Raw genomic sequence first — 17,730 nt, forward strand, 5'->3', positions numbered from 1 at the left:
ATCCCTTATAAAATGTTACTTCTTAGAGGATTGATTCATATTTATCTTTTTAGTTCTAATTGGCATTTTTGTAAAATCGTCTTCTACTTTATCTGATGTATTTCTATTTTGAAATGTAGTTTTTGGTGTCTTTTGATATTTAGAATGGAATCGTTAATTTAATAGAGGTACCTTTATCGGGTTCCGTCAATATATGTATGCTTGATTCCATGATTTTGGCGCGTTCCATGAGGGTTTTCATACCCAAACTGCCCTCTTTCCTCAATTTTTCGGTAATGGTAAAGCCCGTACCGTTGTCTTTTATGGTGGCTTTAATCCCAGCACATTTTTTTCTAACCGTAATAGATACGCTTTTTGCTTCTGAGTGCTTGATAATATTATTTAAGGCTTCTTGAACAATACGGTAGAGATGTAGTGCATTTTTCGCAGTTACTAGATGATCGATATCTTCGATATCGGCTGTAAAGAAAATATTCGAATTTTTATCGGCTTCATGAATTAGTGCCTTTAAAGCTTTGGTAATTCCCAGTCGCCCTAAGACCTCTGGATGTAAGGCCTTTAAAATGCTTCTAAGTTCATCTAGTATCTCGCCACATAAATGTTCCATATTGTGTTGTCTCTTACAGGATAACTTTTTTTTGAGCAGTACCAATTTTTGGCCTACACCGTCGTGCAATTCCCTGGCAATTCTAAGGCGTTCCTCTTCCTGTCCTTTAATGAGACCTTGTGTGAATTCCCTTTGCAACTTCTGTTTGCGTTTTGCGGAGTATTGCGAACGCCAGAAGTAGATGCTAATGACCAGTAAAAAAAGACCAAATCCACCAAAGAATAGCCATTGTCGTTTTACGTGGTTTTTTTTGTCAAGGGTGACAATTTTAGATTCTAGTGCAGCGGTTCTAAAGTCGTGGTTTTCTGTACCGTGCACATACAATTTTGCAGGGAATCCATAGTTACCATTGGTTAAACCTTGACTGCCAAAGTCATCAAAAATGCGTTGTGCTTCCTCAAGCTTTCCAGACCTATTGGTGAGGTAAGACATAAGCTCTGAGATGTGGGTCAAAACCATATCACTAACATTCAATTCATAGGCATAGTTTATAGTTGCCTTGATAATGAAATCGTAGTGGTATGCTTTTTTGTACCTAATGCTTTGGCTTGGACTATCCATATAGCCCAACTTTTCAACGCGATTTGAGCATGCAATACTTTTCTTTAATTCCTTAACTTGCTCAGTTAAGCTATCGTTTGAAAATGCGAGCATTGTAATTACTATCAATACGTATGTAATACTTGTTTTCATGCTTTTTTAATTAAAAAAAGACATGAAACCGTCCCTTTGGCTTTAATAACTAGGGTGAAGAAAGTAAGCCTTGATAAAATGACAATAAGAGGGCAATGAGCCCTTTTGGTATCTATATCGTTATTTCAACTAGAATTGAGGATATCTTGGATAATATCTTTGTTTTTTTGACTTTGCCTATAGCTATTCCATTCCGAAAAATAGCATGAATAGCGTGAGGTCATAAGAGAGGGATTCGCTTTCATGACATTTTGCTTTATAATTGCAAGTTATTTAGTCAAGCGCTTTTATATAATAAGTGATACCTCGTATTATATTCGTATTACCTCTTAAAGTATTACCTGTTTTAATAATGAGACCGTCTTTAAGCTCTGTAAGCCATTATAATTCTGTAATAGCATTACGATAAGCCAATGCCCATTTAGAGAGGCTATGGGTTTCGTTTTTGAGTCGAAGCTTAATAATAATATTACTTCGGTGTTTTTCGACCGTTCTCATAGAAATTCCCAATTTTTCGGCAATAGTCGTGGTAGGCATTTCCTGAGCCACCATCTTTAAAACTGTTTTTTCGGAAGCCGTGAGTGCGTTTAATCCTTTGATTTCATCGGAGGCTATATCGGAATAGGGGCTTTCAAAGGAGTTGCTAAAATACGTCTTACCCGCAATAACCGCCTTAATCCCTTTCTCTATTTCTAAAAATGGGTCTTCCTTTAACAAGTAGGCATCGATTTGAAGGCTTTTGGCTTCCATCACGTAGGCGTCAAGTTTGTGTAAGGACAGCATAATAAACTTTGTATGGGTTCCTTTTCCTTTACTCATTCTTACCACGTCGAATCCTGACAATAGAGGCATGTCAATATCCAGTAAGGCTACGGTTGGTTTAAGCTTAAGGATCAGCTCCAAGGCTTGCATACCATCTGTGGCTTGGGCAATAACATTGTAGTCATTTTCCTTTAGCTCTTTGTAGAGTCCTGAGAGCAGTAAGGGATGATCGTCAGCAATAATAATTGTGATGTCGTTTTTTTTCATAACTTGGGAATCGTTAACTCTATTAATGTGCCTTTATTGGGTGCGCTATTAATATCTATTTTAGCCCCCATGATCTTAGCGCGTTCCATGAGAGTCTTCATACCTAGACTAGTTCCTTTTCTTAGCTTTTCGATAACTGTAAATCCTTTGCCATTATCTGTTACGGTGGCTTTAATAATGTTTCTTTTCTTTTCAATGGTGACCGTGGCGCTCTTTGCTTTGGAGTGTTTGATAATATTGTTTAACAATTCCTGAATGATGCGATATAGGTGCAGTGCATTTTGTTTGTTGAGTATGTCATCAATATTATCGATCTCGGCGGTGAAAAATAGATCTGAGTGCTCATCGACCTGATGGATCAATGCCTCCAAAGCTTTTGTAATACCAAGACGTTCCAATACCCCTGGCCTTAGACCTTCCAGGATATCTCTAAGCTCATCGAGCGTGTTGCCCATTAAGTTTTGCATATTCACAGGACCTGTTGTATGGCTCTTTTTTTTGAGTAGCACCAATTTTTGTCCAATACCGTCATGCAACTCCCTGGCAATTCTATAACGTTCCTCCTCCTGGCCTTTAATAAGGTCTTGTGAGAACTTCATTTGCATTTTCTGTTTACGCTTGGCGAAGTACTGCGAGCGCCAGAGGTAGATAATGGTGAAGAGCAATACTAAGCCAAGTCCACCAAAGACGATTAATTGTTGCTTTGCGTGGTTTTTTTGATCGAGAATCTCAATGTCCGATTGTTGGGAAGCAATTTTAAAGTCGCGCTTTTCGGTCTCGTACAAGGTTTGGTAATAGGCTAAAGCTCTGGCCTTTTGCACGCTGTTTATAGAATCCTTATAGGTCGCATATTTATGGTAATACTCATAGGCTTTTTTATAGCTTCCCAGCCCCTTGTAAGAATGATAGAGTTTTTCGTAAGCATTAAAGATACCTTCTTGGTTTGCTATCTCAAGACGTAATGCTTCTAGTTGTTGTGCACGGGTAAGAGCCTCACTATATTTTTCCTGTGCCAATAGGAAATCTGTTTCGGCGGAGATATAAACACTCTCCCAATATGATATAGGCAGGATTGTTTTGTGTCTTTCCTGTATCTTCTTATGAACGACTTTAGCTTTTTCCAGATGGCCAGCTACAGCATAAGCAGATAGTAATTGATACAATACCACCAACCCTACTTGTGGATTTGCCGGAACGTATTGCGAGGCTTCTTCTAGATATGCAATTCGTTTGGCACTGTCCTCTTGTTTGCCTGCATCGATTGCGGCATTTACAAGATTTGGTATCAAAGCCCTAATATCATTTTGTTCCCTGGCTATTTTAATGACTTCATCCCGCTCTTTGGCGGCCTCTTCAAAGAAGCCTATTTTTGAATAGATATTGGCCAATGAATTTCCCGTATAAAGCAAGCCGACAGTATCTTTCCTTCTTGTAAAAAAGTCGGCTGTTTCCTTTAATAGCTTAGAGGACCTAACATCATCACCGTTATCGGAATAGGCTGTGGCCTTGTACGATCTTGTATATGCATAGAGACTGCTGTCACCAGCCTTGATGGCATAATGCTCGGCTTTATCATAAATAGGTATGGATTCCTCTAGTTGTTTTGAGAAGAAATAGCTATCGGCTCCGTTACTATATAATCTTGCAAGGAGGTCATAATTATCGGTATCTAACTCTTTGCTATTAAACTCATCGAAAATTTGTCGTGCTTCTTCTGGCTTTCCCGATCTGTTGATGCAGTAATAAATGAGATCGGAGGTATGGCCCAATATGATATTTAGAGAGTCCAATTCGTAGGCATAAGCAATAGTAGCTTTTGCAATGGAATCATAGCGGTATTCTGTCCTGTACCTAATGAGTACAGTTAAGCTGTCCATGAATGCTAGCTTCTCACTTCCTTTTGAACTTTCGATGCTGTGCTTTAATACCTCAACTTGCTTGGTTAGGTCGTCCTGGGACATCATATTTATAGGTCCGAGGAGCAGAAAGCACATAATTATTTTTTTCATGCCAAAGGGGTAACGATGTTGTAAAGGTATATTATTACCTAGTGACTAAAGATGGGTATTAACTCGTAATATTTAAGTATTAGTACGGATATTAGAGGTCTAATCTATGAGTTTAGAGTCCGCTGTACTGAAGGTTACCTCTAATTCGGCACTTTTTTTGATCTATCAATCACGTCTTTTAATGAAATGGTACACTTTTTTTGTGTTTGGCTAAAGTTTCTTATCGAGGAGCCTTAACCTGACAAATATCATAGTTCTTGAGTTATACGCCATGTATTTTTATGATGTTTAAAACTAAAACATACATCATATGATTAATACTATAATTCCGCTAGTTTACGATTGGTCCATGGGAGTCATTATGATCGGTGTCTTTGCCTTGGTATGTATCATATTAATAGGTGTACTTATCAGTTCAATGTCGAGTGGAGGTAAAGACAAGAAGGACCTTCAGGATAACTAGTTATTTATCGTTTTTTTAAGAGCACTTATTTTGTGCTCTTTTTTTGTAACATTTTTTAATTGTTAGCGTCACATAGGTGTTAACTTAAATAGATCATGGAATCGAATTATCATACACTTAGGCGCACAGACAATCAATTGTTAGTCATTACGCACTTGACCCAGTTACTGACTTATATCACAGGTTTTGGTGGGTTAATAGTTCCACTAGTGATATGGGCTACCCAAAAGGATAGGGTAGACGGTATGGATGCTCATGGTAAAGATATACTCAACTTTCAGTTAAGTATAATTATTTACAGTCTTTTGAGTATTCCTTTAATCTTAGTATTCGGATTAGGTATTCTCACACTGATATTAATAGGTATATTGGCATTTGTCATGCCAATAGTTAATGCTATAAAGGCTAGTAATGGTGAATTACCTAGCTATCCATTATCTCTTAATTTTGTTAGTTAGTTATTTTGTTCTGGACCATCGCACAGTGCATTGCCACAGTGGTGTTTCAGTTTCTAAGAGGTAATAAAAAATGCTCATCGTTTTTGATGAGCATTTTTTTATTTATACGACTATGACTATGACTTTCTAATTCTTAATTATTGAGCATAACTGGCATAACGAGCATAGTAACATGTTCTCCTTCATCTAGACCGTCAATTGGTGTTAAAATACCAGCTCTGTTTGGCAAACTCATTTCTAATTGTACATCATCAGAGTTTAAGTTGTTGATCATTTCGGTTAAGAAACGTGAGTTGAACCCTATTTGCATATCGTCTCCCTGATAATCACAGCTTAGACGTTCTTCGGCCTTATTACTGTAATCGATATCCTCTGCCGAAATATTTAATTCTGCTCCAGCAATTTTTAAACGAATCTGATGCGTGGTCTTATTAGAGAAAATACTAACACGACGTACAGAATTTAAAAACTGTGTTCTGCCAATGACTAATTTATTTGGATTCTCTTTTGGAATAACAGCTTCGTAGTTAGGATACTTACCATCGATTAAACGACAGATTAATACCGCATTGTCAAAAGTAAATCTAGCATTAGATTCATTATACTCTATAAGTACATCCTCATCACTACCCGCTAAAATACCTTTTAAAAGATTTAAAGGCTTTTTAGGCATAATAAATTCTGCAGACTCTGTTGCGCTTACATCCTTACGTGTATACTTCACTAATTTATGGGCATCAGTAGCCACAAAAGTTAAATTATCTTGAGAGAATTGAAAGAACACACCGCTCATTACTGGCCTTAAATCATCATTGCCAGCGGCAAAAATCGTTTTGCTTATGGCCGTTGCTAAGATATCTCCCATCAGACTTGTTTTGCTAGCGTCTTCTACCGACACAGCATTAGGAAACTCAGCCCCATCCGCATAAGCCAAAGCGTATTTCCCATGATTAGAACTTATCTCAACAGTATTATTGTCTTCTGCAACAAAGGTTAAAGGCTGTTCCGGGAACGTTTTTAAGGTGTCTAATAATAGTCGCGCGGGTAAAGCAATACTACCTTCAGAATCACTTTCTACATTAATGGTAGAAGACATGGTCGTTTCTAAATCGCTTGCAGAAACCGTTAGTTTTGATTGGTTAAGTTCAAATAAAAAATTATCAAGAATCGGTAGTGTATTACTATTGTTAATGACCCCACCTAAGACTTGGAGTTGTTTTAATAAATATGTACTTGAAACAATAAATTTCATGCGCTGAAAATCTAAATTTTAACTTTTGGGTTTATCCTACAAATATATCTCAATAGAAGGGTTTTATAAAACAAACTTATTAACAAAGTCTAGGTATATTTTTTCTTTCTGAAGTAGTTAAAGGCCAACCCAAAACATCCTAATAAGACCAAGGGCAAAGCAATATTAATCAATTGCCATTTCCCTTTACCGTCTCTGATTTTATCGGAATCTAAATAAGCGATGCTAATTTCCTTTGTCCTTATGTTTATAAGTCCTGTGTCATCCAGTAGGTAATTGATAGTATTTAACAGAAATTCTTTATTTCCATATTCGAAACCTCTATAATCAACTCCTAGTTCAAGAGGTCTGTTTTTTCTAATATCATTTTTTATAACATCACCATCCGAGATGACCACCATTTTAGTTTCAGGACTTACAGATTTAAAATCGTTGATCTTAAAGGGTAGCACACGTTTATCATATACCGAAGTGAATTCCCCTTCAAGTAACACGGCCAAAGGTTGTGGGCCTGAATTGAAGGAATCCCTATCTAGCTTTTCAGTCACATCAGCTAAAGAAATGACTGTAGGAACACCTTCTAATTTCGATTGAGGAGAGCTTTGCAGTAAAATGGTCTTTTTAATTGAATTTTTTAAGGTATCTATTGGACTAGCAAAATCATACTTCACTAATTCGAGATTCTTGGTAATAGGATGATTCTGATTTGCAGTTGCCAATGGCGAATATTGCCATTGAATGGGTTGTAATTGTGCCTGGCTTCCCTCTCCAATGGCCAACATAATAGGAGCGGATAAGAGGTCTTTAACCAAGCTCGGATTTACTCTAACACCATATTTGAAGAAGAAATCATTAAGATTTAAATCGCGCAATACGGAAATGCTGGAATTACCGCTATTTCTTAGACTATCCTGATCCATGATAACGGATTCGGTCAGCCATAAACTTTTACCGCCGTTCATGGTGTACTGATCCAAAACCAATTTTTCATTTTCAGTAAATGCTTTACTTGGTTTGGCAGCAACGATTAAGTCATATTTATTAAGATCGTTTAAGGTGCCCTCTGGATTTGTGGATACACTATCTAAAGTAAAAGGAGCAATCTTATAGTAAGGCTGAATGGTCTTTAAGAAATCCGCAATATAAATATCATCGAGCTGGCCATTGCCTTTTAAAATGGCAATTTGTTTCGTTTTTCCCTTAATGAGTTTACTAAAGCCGTCGGCAAAGGCATATTCTAAACCTTGCACCGAATTGTTGATTTGTTCTTGAAGTCCTTGGGTAATACTTCGCTTTAATAGCGGAATTTTCACGGTTTGTCCATTGTAGCTGGCAAAAGCCCAAGGAAAGATGAGTTCTTGTGTCACTTTGCCTGAGCTATTATCGGTATTGATATAAGGCTCTAATCCCGATTTGGTCAACTCTTCAATATAGAGTTGACGTTTGGCTTCATCTTCTAGAGGATCAATATAATTGACTTTTATTTTATTGGTCTGCCATTGAAACTCCTCGATGATCTGTCGTACTTCGGTCTGTAGTAGTCTAAACTCCGAGGGAAAATCCCCTTCTAGAAACACATCGATAATAAGTGGAACATCAATCTCTTTGATTAGACGTTTGCTAGCATCCGAAAGGGTATAGCGCTTATCTTTAGTAAGGTCATAACGCCCATAAATCTGGCTAGAAATCATATTGATAACTACCAAGCCCACAATAACAGCCAATATGTATAGTACCGTTTTATTCTTTTTCATCTACTTTCGCTTCCTTTTCGAAGGTAATTTCCTCTTGATAATGCTTTACAGCAATGACATTGCCGTTTTCAAAACTAATTTCCGCACATTCTTTTTGGTCGTTGAAAGCACCCGGTTCTATACCCAAAGCATAATTCCATTTATTCTCATCATGTGCGTTTTGTTGCTCATCCCAAGTCAGCCATTCGTAGTTTCCCAATAGTTTTGTAATCGTATTTTTGGGAAGGCCAATCAGCGTATCGGATGCGATGGTTTGGTCGATCATTTCATATCGCAAAGTTGGCTTTTCAATCCAAGCTTCACTATTAAAGTACTTTTGGTGGTGATAGTTGCTCACAATATTTACAAATGGATAGAACATGTAGAAATACACAAATGGTGTCAAAACCAAGCTAATTAGAGCAGTTAACCACTTGCGTTTATCAACGGTATTCAAAAACAGGAAAAGTAGTGCAAACACCACAATCATGGCTATAACTAAGAATGGAGTGATGATCATCGTTTTTGAATTCTAAGAGTTGTACATATTAAAAATGCCACTGCTACGCTTATAAAGTAAACAAGATCCCGAGTGTCTATAACACCTCTACTCATACTGTTGTAATGCGAAGACATTCCGAGGTTTTCCATATAGACCAAATTACCAAACACCTTATAGCTCGAAAGCCCTTCAAAACCAAAATACATAAAGAAACACATAAACACAGCTATGATAAAGGTTACGATTTGATTATCGGAAAGGGTAGATGCAAATATGCCCATTGCCGTATAGGAAGCTACTAAAAATAATAAGCCAAAATACGACCCCAAGGTGCTTCCCATATCTAGATTGCCTTTAGACTGTCCTAACTGCGAGACTGTGTATATATATAATAATGTTGGAAGTAGTGCTAAGGCGATAAGGATAAAAGCCCCAAAATATTTACCCAGTACGATTCGAAAATGAGAAATGGGTTTTGTCACTAATAACTCTAGCGTCCCTTGTTTTTTTTCGTCACTAAAACTACGCATCGTGACTGCAGGAACGAGGAATATAAGAATCCAAGGGGCCAATAGAAAAAAGGACGACAAACTCGCTACGCCATTATCTAAAATATTGAATTCGCTTTTAAACACCCAGAGAAATAAGCCGTTCAATACCAAAAATACGCCAATGACCAGATAACCGATGGGTGAGGCGAAGAAGGTATGTATTTCTTTTTTTAAGATGGCTAGCATTAAATCTTCATATTTCTGTCATTACGAATCATGCTTTTTAGCATGACGCGGTAATCTTTATGTTTATATTTGAGATTGCCACGCTAACAACTTCTCTAGAGCTTCGTTGTTCAAGCCGCTCGCAATGACATTCTAATTTTATTTTAGTTCAATTCAAAAAACCGTTAGTCTAAACGCACTAACTTATCAACACTCCAGGCTTCCGGTTTGCCATTAAACAAAGGCTTGGTTTTTGCCCAAACGGATTTAAATAAATTTGACTGTCTATAATTTTCAAGACTGGTTTCAGAGTTCCAATAACTATACGTAAAAAAGATATTTGTATTGTTTTGGTCGCGATACAATTCTAAAAAATTACAGCCTTCAAAATTCCGGATGTTGTTTTTATTGGCGTCAAAATTAGACAAGAATTCATCAATTTTAGACGGTTCAAAACTCATTTTTACAATTCTTACTAACATATATTAAAAAGCCTTTCCTAAATCCTTTCCAAAGGAAAGGACTTTCTCACTGCTGTGAAAACAATTTTTTAGTTTTTTGCGTCATCTTAGACTTCCTTCCCTTTGGGAAGGACTGAGGATGGGCAAGAAATTAACGGTTACCGTATCCATAGTGTTTAAGCCCATTAATGTAGAAGCACTGCCCACAGTACTACAATTACTTCGGTATACAGCAATTTCTAAGTACCCCGATGAGTTAAAAACCACAAGGCCTTTCCCTTCGTCATTACGCTTAGATTCCTCGATGTCAAAATTTACAATAGCGCTATACCTATTGTAAATCTTCTTAAATTTGTGGTTTCGTGCTGAGATTTCATAAGCACGTGTTTTTTGAACGTCTTCGAAAAACTTCTTCTTAATATTAGTGACTACATTGCCGTAATTGTCAATATATATAACACTACCTATGATTTGATTTTTTTCATCGTTGACAAAGGGGATCAGATTTTTAATAGGCTTAATGGTGTTAATAACTTTTCCGATGATTTCTAAAGTTCCACCTCTGGCAATATGGCAAGCTACTTTTACAAAAACATCCAATACAGGGAAATTGGTCTCTATTTTGTCGTGAATATTAATCTCTACGATTTTTTCGGGTACGATTTCAGCACAGATCATACTCATAATACCATTGTTGGCACATATAAAGTAATGGTCGTCTAACTTAAGCGCAATATGCTTATTTTCAGGACTTAACTCAGAATCGATTCCGATGATATGAATGGTTCCTTTTGGAAAACTGCTGTAGGCATTAAGAATGATGTAGGCCGCCTCAGAAATGTTAAAAGGCGATACAGAATGCGATACATCTACAATATTTACATCCGACAATTCACTGTAAATCGCACCTTTAATCGCACCAGCAAAGTGATCTTTTTCTCCAAAATCAGTGATCAAAGTAATAATTGCCATGAATTAATTGTTGATATTTTTTTTAGAATCGAGGTTGTAAAATTGTTAGATTTGTTGTGTGCCTACGTTCCACAAAACTAAGAAAAGAAAACAGATTAACACACTAAATTTAGTAGCCTTTTGAACGAACTTATTCTAGAACTCGAAGAAATAACTCCTAAAGAATTCTTCGGTGCCCAAAATGCCAATATTGAACTACTTAAAAAGTACTTTCCTAAATTAAAAATCGTTGCTCGTGGTAATAAAATTAAGGCCTACGGTGATGAAGATTTGTTGGAGGAATTCGATACCCGAATGATGATGCTGATGAAACATTTTGGAAAGTATAATAAACTCGACGAAAATGTTATTGAGCGTATATTAACCAGTAATAGTAGTGAAGACTATTCGACATCGGCCAAGAGTGGCGAAGTCATTGTACATGGTGTTGGTGGCAAGCTGATAAAAGCACAAACGGTTAATCAACGAAAACTGGTTGAAAGTATACGTAAAAACGATATGGTTTTTGCCATTGGCCCAGCAGGTACAGGAAAAACTTATACAGGCGTGGCCTTAGCGGTACAGGCTTTAAAGAATAAAGAAGTTAAGCGTATTATATTAACCAGACCAGCAGTGGAAGCCGGTGAGAATCTCGGTTTTTTACCTGGAGATTTAAAAGAAAAGTTGGATCCGTATATGCAACCGCTGTATGATGCTTTACGCGATATGATTCCACATGAGAAGTTAGACAGTTATATTGAAAAAGGAGTCATACAAATAGCGCCTTTAGCCTTTATGCGTGGTCGTACTTTAGATAATGCTTTTGTGATTCTAGACGAAGGCCAAAATACGACGCATGCACAGATGAAAATGTTTTTAACACGTATGGGAAAGAACGCTAAGTTTTTACTGACTGGTGACCCTGGTCAAGTCGATTTGCCCCGAAGAACCATTTCTGGATTAAAAGAGGCTTTACTAGTGTTGAAGAATGTCGAAGGTATCGGTATGGTCTATCTCGATGATAAGGATGTAATTCGCCATAAACTGGTTAAGAAAGTGATTGCGGCCTATAAGAGTATAGAGAATAGGGATTAAAAAAGCCCCTTTGCCTGACGGCATTTCCCCACAGGGGAAAATTTGTAATATTCTAAACGGATAACAAAACCTTATGTAGTATTAAATGTCAATTGAAACATTAAATTTTAAAATAGTGTGTCTTTCCCTTTGGGAAAGATGTCTGAAAGACAGAAAGGGCTTATGAGCAATACAATAATAGATACCAATTTTAACTTCCCTAATCAGAAAAGTGTTTACAAAGGAAAGGTCCGAGAGGTCTATAATATCAACAATGAACAATTGGTCATGATAGCCACAGATCGACTAAGTGCTTTTGATGTGGTGATGCCTAAGGGGATTCCTTATAAAGGGCAAATTCTCAATCAGATTGCGACTAAAATGATGAAGGATACCGAAGATTTGGTCCCCAATTGGTTGGTGGCTACACCAGACCCTAATGTGGCCGTAGGTCATTTATGTGAACCCTTTAAAGTTGAAATGGTCATTAGAGGCTATATGTCTGGTCATGCTGCTCGTGAATATAAGGCCGGAAAGCGACTACTTTGTGGCGTACCCATGCCAGAAGGTATGAAGGAAAATGATCAGTTTCCAAAACCTATAATTACACCGGCAACCAAAGCGGAAAAAGGTGATCATGATGAAGATATCTCGAGAGAGGATATTTTAAAACGTGGTATCGTTTCTGAAGAAGACTATATTATCCTTGAAGATTATACCAGAAAGTTGTTTCAACGAGGAACCGAAATAGCTGCAGAACGTGGATTGATATTAGTAGATACCAAATATGAATTTGGTAAAACCAAAGACGGAAAAATCGTTTTGATAGACGAAATCCATACACCAGATTCTTCCCGTTATTTCTACGCTGAAGGCTATCAAGAACGTCAGGATAGAGGAGAGGCTCAAAAGCAATTATCTAAGGAGTTTGTGCGTCAGTGGTTAATAAGTAATGGGTTTCAAGGCTTAGAAGGGCAGACTGTACCTTTTATGAGTGACGACTATATCGAGACCGTTAGTGAGCGCTATATTGAGCTCTACGAAAATATTACCGGGGAGACCTTTGTAAAAGCAGATGTCGGTGATATTCAGCGTCGTATAGAGGCTAATGTTCTCAACTATTTGGGGTAAATTGTATTAACTATCCACAGTTTTAAGCTCTTCTTGAATTTTCTTTTTGAGATTTTTAGCATGCTGCAGGTAGTTCTGCCAATTCAATATCTGTACGTACTTACCTTTGGCAGAGATTAAAATACTAAAATAGTCTTTATCATTTGCCAAAACATCTAAGTCTAATTTTGGCAATTGCGCTTTGGTTTTAAAAATAAACCGGATCGATTGTTCCGTATTGTATATATTGCTATTGATATAAGGAAGAAATAGTTCATCACGCATCTTACTCATAGCATCATCTGCGCTGCATTTTGACACTTCTCTATAGTATTTAAAAATTTGTTCCCTTAAGGTATCGTTTAAAACCAATTGTAATTTACCTGAAGAAATACTTTCGTCATAAGTTCCCATATTGGGCTTAAATGTGTTAATGTCATGAATGCTCCTTTGAAGTTTAAAGAATTTTGAAATGTCGTCTTTATCATCCATAATTTGTATAATAAGGTCTAAATCGACCAATTGTTTTTCAGTTGCATTTATAAGTTGCGTTAGTTGATCGATATCACTAATGAGATCAGTGCTAAATCGATTTAAAGCGTATCGTTCCTGATTTTTATTGGATTTTTGCGTATTCCATAAGTTAATTTGAAGGGCAATAAGGATCCCCATGACCACTAAAATGAGTTCGCCAAAAGCATAGAGCAAATACTTGCCAAAGTTTCTTTTAACCAGTACTTTTTTGCGAAACACTCTGAGTATGCTGAGCATTATAAATAAATTTAATATTAATCTTATTTCGGTGGCAAACTCATAACGTAGTCATAGCTTTCATTTAAATATTCGGCCAGTTTGTCTAAATCGTCCCACATATTTTCAGGTATTAGAACATAGCCTTGCATGATCGCGTTATAGGAGGTGTATGTTGAGCTATTAAATTCCTGAATGTATTTATGTTGTACCTCTTTAGAGAATCTAATTCCTATTTCACCGGCCTTATTAAATAATGAAAACATATAGCCATTAGCTGAGGTGTATGGCATAGTTTTTCCCTTGCGTTCAAATCTGCTGCACCTGTCAATAAGTGCATCGTAAACTTTGAGTTTTTCTTTCCACATAGCTATTGTTTTTCTACAAATTCCTTAAACTGTGTCATCCATTTGTCGCCTTGTTTTTTATACATGCCAGGAAACAATATTGAAATTAATCTAGGTAAAAACCAATTGATCCTTGTGTACTCGTATTCATAGTTATACGCTGTCTTGTTGGGTTCAATTTCTACGAAAGTACATATCATGGTATTATCCATATGCTTATGGTGATAAAAGGCTTCAAAACTGTTGGGTAAATCGTTTTTCAAGATTTCTTCAGTTAAGACCATGGATCTTTTTCCATATTGGTAATACATCTTGGATTTAGAACCCGCTTCACCTTGTTTACCGCTGATCAATTCTTTTTTTAAGAAACCATCCTGGTACTCCTTATTGTAGTCCGAATTCATAAAAATAGCAGTTACTAGCTCTCGAGGTTTATTAATAATTAGCGAACCTGTGTATTTCATATGTCTTAGTATTGATTAACAGGACATAATTATGAAATGCAAAAATAGTTTTGGTTACAGAATGGTTTTGTTACCTCATTTTTTGTGCTTTTTTACTTTTTCGAGGTATGAGGATGGTGAAATACCTTCTAATTCTTTAAAAGCTCTATAGAATGATACCTTATTATTAAAACCAGAATCGAATGCCACATCTATAAGCTTTATTTTATCATCCTTTTTGTTTTCAATGATGCTTTTGGCCTCAGCAAGTCTATATTTATTAATGAGTCTCTTAAAAGAACAATTAAAGGTCTGATTGATAATTTCGGATACAATAGACGATGAGATGTTCACTGAATTGGAAAAAGAAAGTAGGCTTAGGCTATCATCTAAATAGGCCTTGTCATTAACAAGTTTATTTATAATGATTTTCTTATACTCCAGACGGTCAGAAGTATTGCTAAGGATTTGTGTCTTGTTTTTAAAGATAGTGGATTTGTCAAATATTTTGTAGGCAATCGACTGAATAATAAAGGTCATGGCCAACATGCTCAGTTGATTGAACAAGGCGAAATTGTATTTCCCAATAGGTTGGATTAGATGATATATAAGGTGTAGGATTAGAAATAGTGAATATCCAAGAAGTACTTTATATAGCCAATTGACCAAGTCGTTATTTGAAATTTGATGGTGGTATATTCTTAGTTTTTTTATACTCAGATAAACGTATATTCCTATATAAGCAAAAAAGCTCAAATAGAAATAAAACATAAAACTAGAATACGATGGAATCTGATTCATGAAGGTCTCTACTGTTGCTAACTTTTCTGAACCTGATAAAAAGTAGAAAGGTATATTTAAAAGGCCTATAAAAGCAAAGCCACTAAGGTGCCATAAATGTTTGCGCAATAGTCTAAAATTCTGAACGACGATACTCGAGGTCATGAGTAAAATGAGTGGTGGTTTTAGAAAGCTTATGGGATAAGCGATTCCTAAAAGATGAGGCAGGTCTCTTATGATTTGGGTTTCAACTAAAAGTCGTTCCATAAGTATAATACCTTCAACTACTAAAAGCGTGGCGAATAAGCTTTTAAACAGCGTCCTATTTGATTTTAAAAGAATAAAAGCAATAAAAAATGCTTGAAACGTTCCAAAGACAATTAGAGCATTAATTACCAATGAAGTTTTCACTGCATAAAATAGATTTGGGAATATTGAACAATGGAATAATTTAATTGTTTCACTCATTGTATAGTAAAATGTAAATCGTTTATTGCTATGACTTCATTCGTATTAGAAGTTATTTTTTTACGATTTCTCGTGTTTCGATTTCATATTTTTAAATTGAAAATCTGCTAAAGCGTTTAGTACTTAGATTTAAGTGTTTCTGTGTGATGCGCCACATGATGCGCGGTCCACATAATGATTTCGCGCACGGGCATTTTGCCCATGAGTGGATGCGGCAAGATGAGATGATCCAGATGTTTATTACTCATCTTTTTGGTTTTGTATTGTAATTTTTTGCTCTCGGTTTGTAATCTGTTAAGTATATAGCGCCTTTCTTTAAGGGAAGGAACTTTCATATTTTGTGAGCCTTTATAAGTTTTTCCCTTAGCTTGTTCTAGACGTTCTTCGTAGCGCTTTACAATGGCATCATAATCTCTTACGGGTCTGTTAGCCGTTCCAAATTTATAGCGCAATACAAACTTTGGAAGACTCAATGCGTTATTTAGGGGTTTAATACTTTGTAATAAATGCAGTGCATGTTGCCCTGTGGTCCATTTGCCTTCAGGACCTTCGGTCCAGGATACACTAGGCTGTTCGTTCAACCAATCAATGAGCATCGTGTGTTTCGTGTCAATTAAATCAGCAATGGTTTCTTTATCCATAGGGGTATTTTGATAAAGAAAAGATAGGGAATTTTTAGAAATTAACTGACCACCATTTCCTCAACAGCGCGTTTTGCAGACCTTACGGCGGTATGAACACTGCTCCAATCCTCACCAGTGGTATAAGCATCTCCTGCAAAATAAAGCTTATCATTAACGGATTCCCCCAGCGTTCTAAGCAATTGCCAGTTTTCCTGATCTCTTATATAGGCCCCTTGGGCATAAGGTTCAGCATTCCAGTTTTGTACAATATGATCTACATAATTACCACTAGCTATGTTGCTGCCAAAAATATCATCTAATTCGTTCAATATATAATCGCGTTGGGCATTTCCCGATAGGTTTTGATAGGGCTCCGCCTGTACACCAACAGAAAACAGCCCTAAAATATGATCCGATGTATTTTGGGCATAGGCCGCATCATAGTAAATACGCTGTCCTTGGGAGGTTTCACTATCTGGTAACGCTAAGTACGCACCGTAAAATTTAGAAGTGAATTTGAAGAAGGCCTTAAACCCACCCCAAACCTCAACAGTATTAATCGCCTGCTGCTTAGTGTTTGGTAGTGGTGGCGTAAAACTGATCGCTCCGTTCTGTAAAATTTTAACAGGAATAGTAACAATGACTTTTTCAGCAGTAAATGTTTGTCCGTCGGATGCTGTTACGATGACTTCATTAGAGCTATAATTGACTTCTGCAATTGGAGTATTATAAATAATGTTATTTTGAATACTGGGAAGTACATAAGTTTCAAAAAAGTCTAACCAGCTAGAACCGACAAATTTTAGATCTTCCCATCCACCTGTATTGCCAACGGTGGTTTCTGATAATGTATTTCCATCCCACTCTTGAACCAGATCCGAATTATTATAGCCCTGTGTTACGGTCGCAATATTGACAGAAGTATCATTAACAATTTCTGGTAAAATTGTATTGGGGACGTGAATCCATTCACCACCCATTGAAATCGGAAAATCCGAAAACGTTGTATTGTGCTTTATCCGTCCACCAAAGCTTGAATTTGCCTCGATAATCTGGAAATCTATACCTTGCTGAGCTAATAAATAGCCGGCAGTCATACCAGCTGGCCCTGCACCAATGATGATGACTGATTCTGGCGGAGTTGAATTTGAATTGGTATTAGGATTAGAGCTGTTGCAAGAAGATAATAGCGGTTGTAGTGGTAATGAGATACCTAATAGTCCGCTCAATCTTAGGAATTCATGTCTTCTCATAGGGATTT

19 protein-coding genes are annotated in these 17,730 nt (G+C 36.7%); 4 read left to right on the top strand and 15 right to left on the bottom strand.

All coding sequences use genetic code 11. The features are described 5' to 3' along the window. Positions 1-139 precede the first annotated feature (139 nt). From ACO052_RS13110 to ACO052_RS13120, 3 genes are all read right to left on the bottom strand, one after another. Positions 140-1,300: a sensor histidine kinase gene (locus ACO052_RS13110; RefSeq protein WP_422104227.1), complete on the bottom strand. Its 1,161-nt coding sequence runs from the start codon at positions 1,298-1,300 to the stop codon at positions 140-142. 381 nt (positions 1,301-1,681) lie between these two features. After that, complete coding sequence (locus ACO052_RS13115; RefSeq protein WP_422104228.1) at positions 1,682-2,329, bottom strand: response regulator; 648 nt, start codon at positions 2,327-2,329, stop codon at positions 1,682-1,684. Then, positions 2,326-4,338, bottom strand: coding sequence for a tetratricopeptide repeat-containing sensor histidine kinase (locus ACO052_RS13120; protein ID WP_422104229.1), 2,013 nt, complete (start codon positions 4,336-4,338; stop codon positions 2,326-2,328). Before ACO052_RS13120 ends, ACO052_RS13115 begins: the two co-directional genes overlap by 4 nt. A 310-nt stretch (positions 4,339-4,648) precedes the next feature. Here ACO052_RS13120 and ACO052_RS13125 point away from each other — a divergent pair, with 310 nt between their 5' ends. Beyond that, positions 4,649-4,801: a hypothetical protein gene (locus ACO052_RS13125; RefSeq protein WP_422104230.1), complete on the top strand. Its 153-nt coding sequence runs from the start codon at positions 4,649-4,651 to the stop codon at positions 4,799-4,801. A 95-nt stretch (positions 4,802-4,896) separates the two neighbouring features. Further along, positions 4,897-5,259, top strand: a complete 363-nt coding sequence (locus ACO052_RS13130) for a DUF4870 domain-containing protein (protein WP_422104231.1) — start codon at positions 4,897-4,899, stop codon at positions 5,257-5,259. Between the two features lie 133 nt (positions 5,260-5,392). On the opposite strand, the gene dnaN is transcribed toward ACO052_RS13130, so the two are convergent. The 6 genes from dnaN to ACO052_RS13160 form a co-directional block, all read right to left on the bottom strand. Beyond that, complete coding sequence (gene dnaN, locus ACO052_RS13135) at positions 5,393-6,511, bottom strand: DNA polymerase III subunit beta (RefSeq protein ID WP_422104232.1); 1,119 nt, start codon at positions 6,509-6,511, stop codon at positions 5,393-5,395. A gap of 89 nt (positions 6,512-6,600) precedes the next feature. After that, positions 6,601-8,265 (bottom strand): gliding motility-associated ABC transporter substrate-binding protein GldG, encoded by a 1,665-nt coding sequence (gene gldG, locus ACO052_RS13140; protein ID WP_422104233.1) that lies wholly within the window; start codon positions 8,263-8,265, stop codon positions 6,601-6,603. Further along, positions 8,252-8,764 carry a hypothetical protein gene (locus tag ACO052_RS13145; RefSeq protein WP_422104234.1) on the bottom strand — a complete coding sequence of 171 codons (513 nt, stop codon included), beginning with the start codon at positions 8,762-8,764 and terminating at the stop codon, positions 8,252-8,254. Before ACO052_RS13145 ends, gldG begins: the two co-directional genes overlap by 14 nt. Beyond that, complete coding sequence (gene gldF, locus ACO052_RS13150) at positions 8,761-9,483, bottom strand: gliding motility-associated ABC transporter permease subunit GldF (RefSeq protein ID WP_422104235.1); 723 nt, start codon at positions 9,481-9,483, stop codon at positions 8,761-8,763. The genes ACO052_RS13145 and gldF overlap by 4 nt, the downstream gene beginning before the upstream one ends. Before the next feature lie 164 nt (positions 9,484-9,647). Next, the gene (locus tag ACO052_RS13155) at positions 9,648-9,944 is read right to left on the bottom strand and encodes a putative quinol monooxygenase (protein WP_422104236.1); all 297 of its coding nucleotides are present in this window, start codon (positions 9,942-9,944) and stop codon (positions 9,648-9,650) included. An 81-nt stretch (positions 9,945-10,025) separates the two neighbouring features. After that, positions 10,026-10,895 (bottom strand): SAM hydrolase/SAM-dependent halogenase family protein, encoded by an 870-nt coding sequence (locus ACO052_RS13160; protein WP_422104237.1) that lies wholly within the window; start codon positions 10,893-10,895, stop codon positions 10,026-10,028. Between the two features lie 120 nt (positions 10,896-11,015). Here ACO052_RS13160 and ACO052_RS13165 point away from each other — a divergent pair, with 120 nt between their 5' ends. Both ACO052_RS13165 and ACO052_RS13170 read left to right on the top strand, forming a co-directional pair. Further along, positions 11,016-11,969 (top strand): PhoH family protein, encoded by a 954-nt coding sequence (locus tag ACO052_RS13165; protein WP_422104238.1) that lies wholly within the window; start codon positions 11,016-11,018, stop codon positions 11,967-11,969. Between the two features lie 162 nt (positions 11,970-12,131). Beyond that, complete coding sequence (locus ACO052_RS13170) at positions 12,132-13,079, top strand: phosphoribosylaminoimidazolesuccinocarboxamide synthase (protein ID WP_422104239.1); 948 nt, start codon at positions 12,132-12,134, stop codon at positions 13,077-13,079. A gap of 6 nt (positions 13,080-13,085) precedes the next feature. Here ACO052_RS13170 and ACO052_RS13175 read toward each other — a convergent pair whose 3' ends face one another. The 6 genes from ACO052_RS13175 to ACO052_RS13200 form a co-directional block, all read right to left on the bottom strand. Continuing rightward, positions 13,086-13,829, bottom strand: coding sequence for a DUF6090 family protein (locus ACO052_RS13175; RefSeq protein ID WP_422104240.1), 744 nt, complete (start codon positions 13,827-13,829; stop codon positions 13,086-13,088). Positions 13,830-13,852: 23 nt separating this feature from the next. Further along, on the bottom strand, positions 13,853-14,176 hold the full coding sequence (locus ACO052_RS13180) for a hypothetical protein (RefSeq protein ID WP_422104241.1): 324 nt from the start codon (positions 14,174-14,176) through the stop codon (positions 13,853-13,855). A 2-nt stretch (positions 14,177-14,178) separates the two neighbouring features. Continuing rightward, positions 14,179-14,619: an SRPBCC family protein gene (locus ACO052_RS13185; protein WP_422104242.1), complete on the bottom strand. Its 441-nt coding sequence runs from the start codon at positions 14,617-14,619 to the stop codon at positions 14,179-14,181. A gap of 75 nt (positions 14,620-14,694) precedes the next feature. After that, positions 14,695-15,789 (bottom strand): helix-turn-helix domain-containing protein, encoded by a 1,095-nt coding sequence (locus ACO052_RS13190; RefSeq protein WP_422104243.1) that lies wholly within the window; start codon positions 15,787-15,789, stop codon positions 14,695-14,697. A 173-nt stretch (positions 15,790-15,962) separates the two neighbouring features. Further along, entirely contained in the window at positions 15,963-16,487 is a 525-nt protein-coding gene (locus ACO052_RS13195) for a DinB family protein (RefSeq protein WP_422104244.1), read from the bottom strand. A gap of 41 nt (positions 16,488-16,528) precedes the next feature. After that, positions 16,529-17,722 (bottom strand): flavin monoamine oxidase family protein, encoded by a 1,194-nt coding sequence (locus tag ACO052_RS13200; RefSeq protein ID WP_422104245.1) that lies wholly within the window; start codon positions 17,720-17,722, stop codon positions 16,529-16,531. Positions 17,723-17,730 lie beyond the last annotated feature (8 nt).

Source organism: Winogradskyella sp. (assembly GCF_965228925.1).
Taxonomy (GTDB): Bacteria; Bacteroidota; Bacteroidia; order Flavobacteriales; family Flavobacteriaceae; genus Winogradskyella.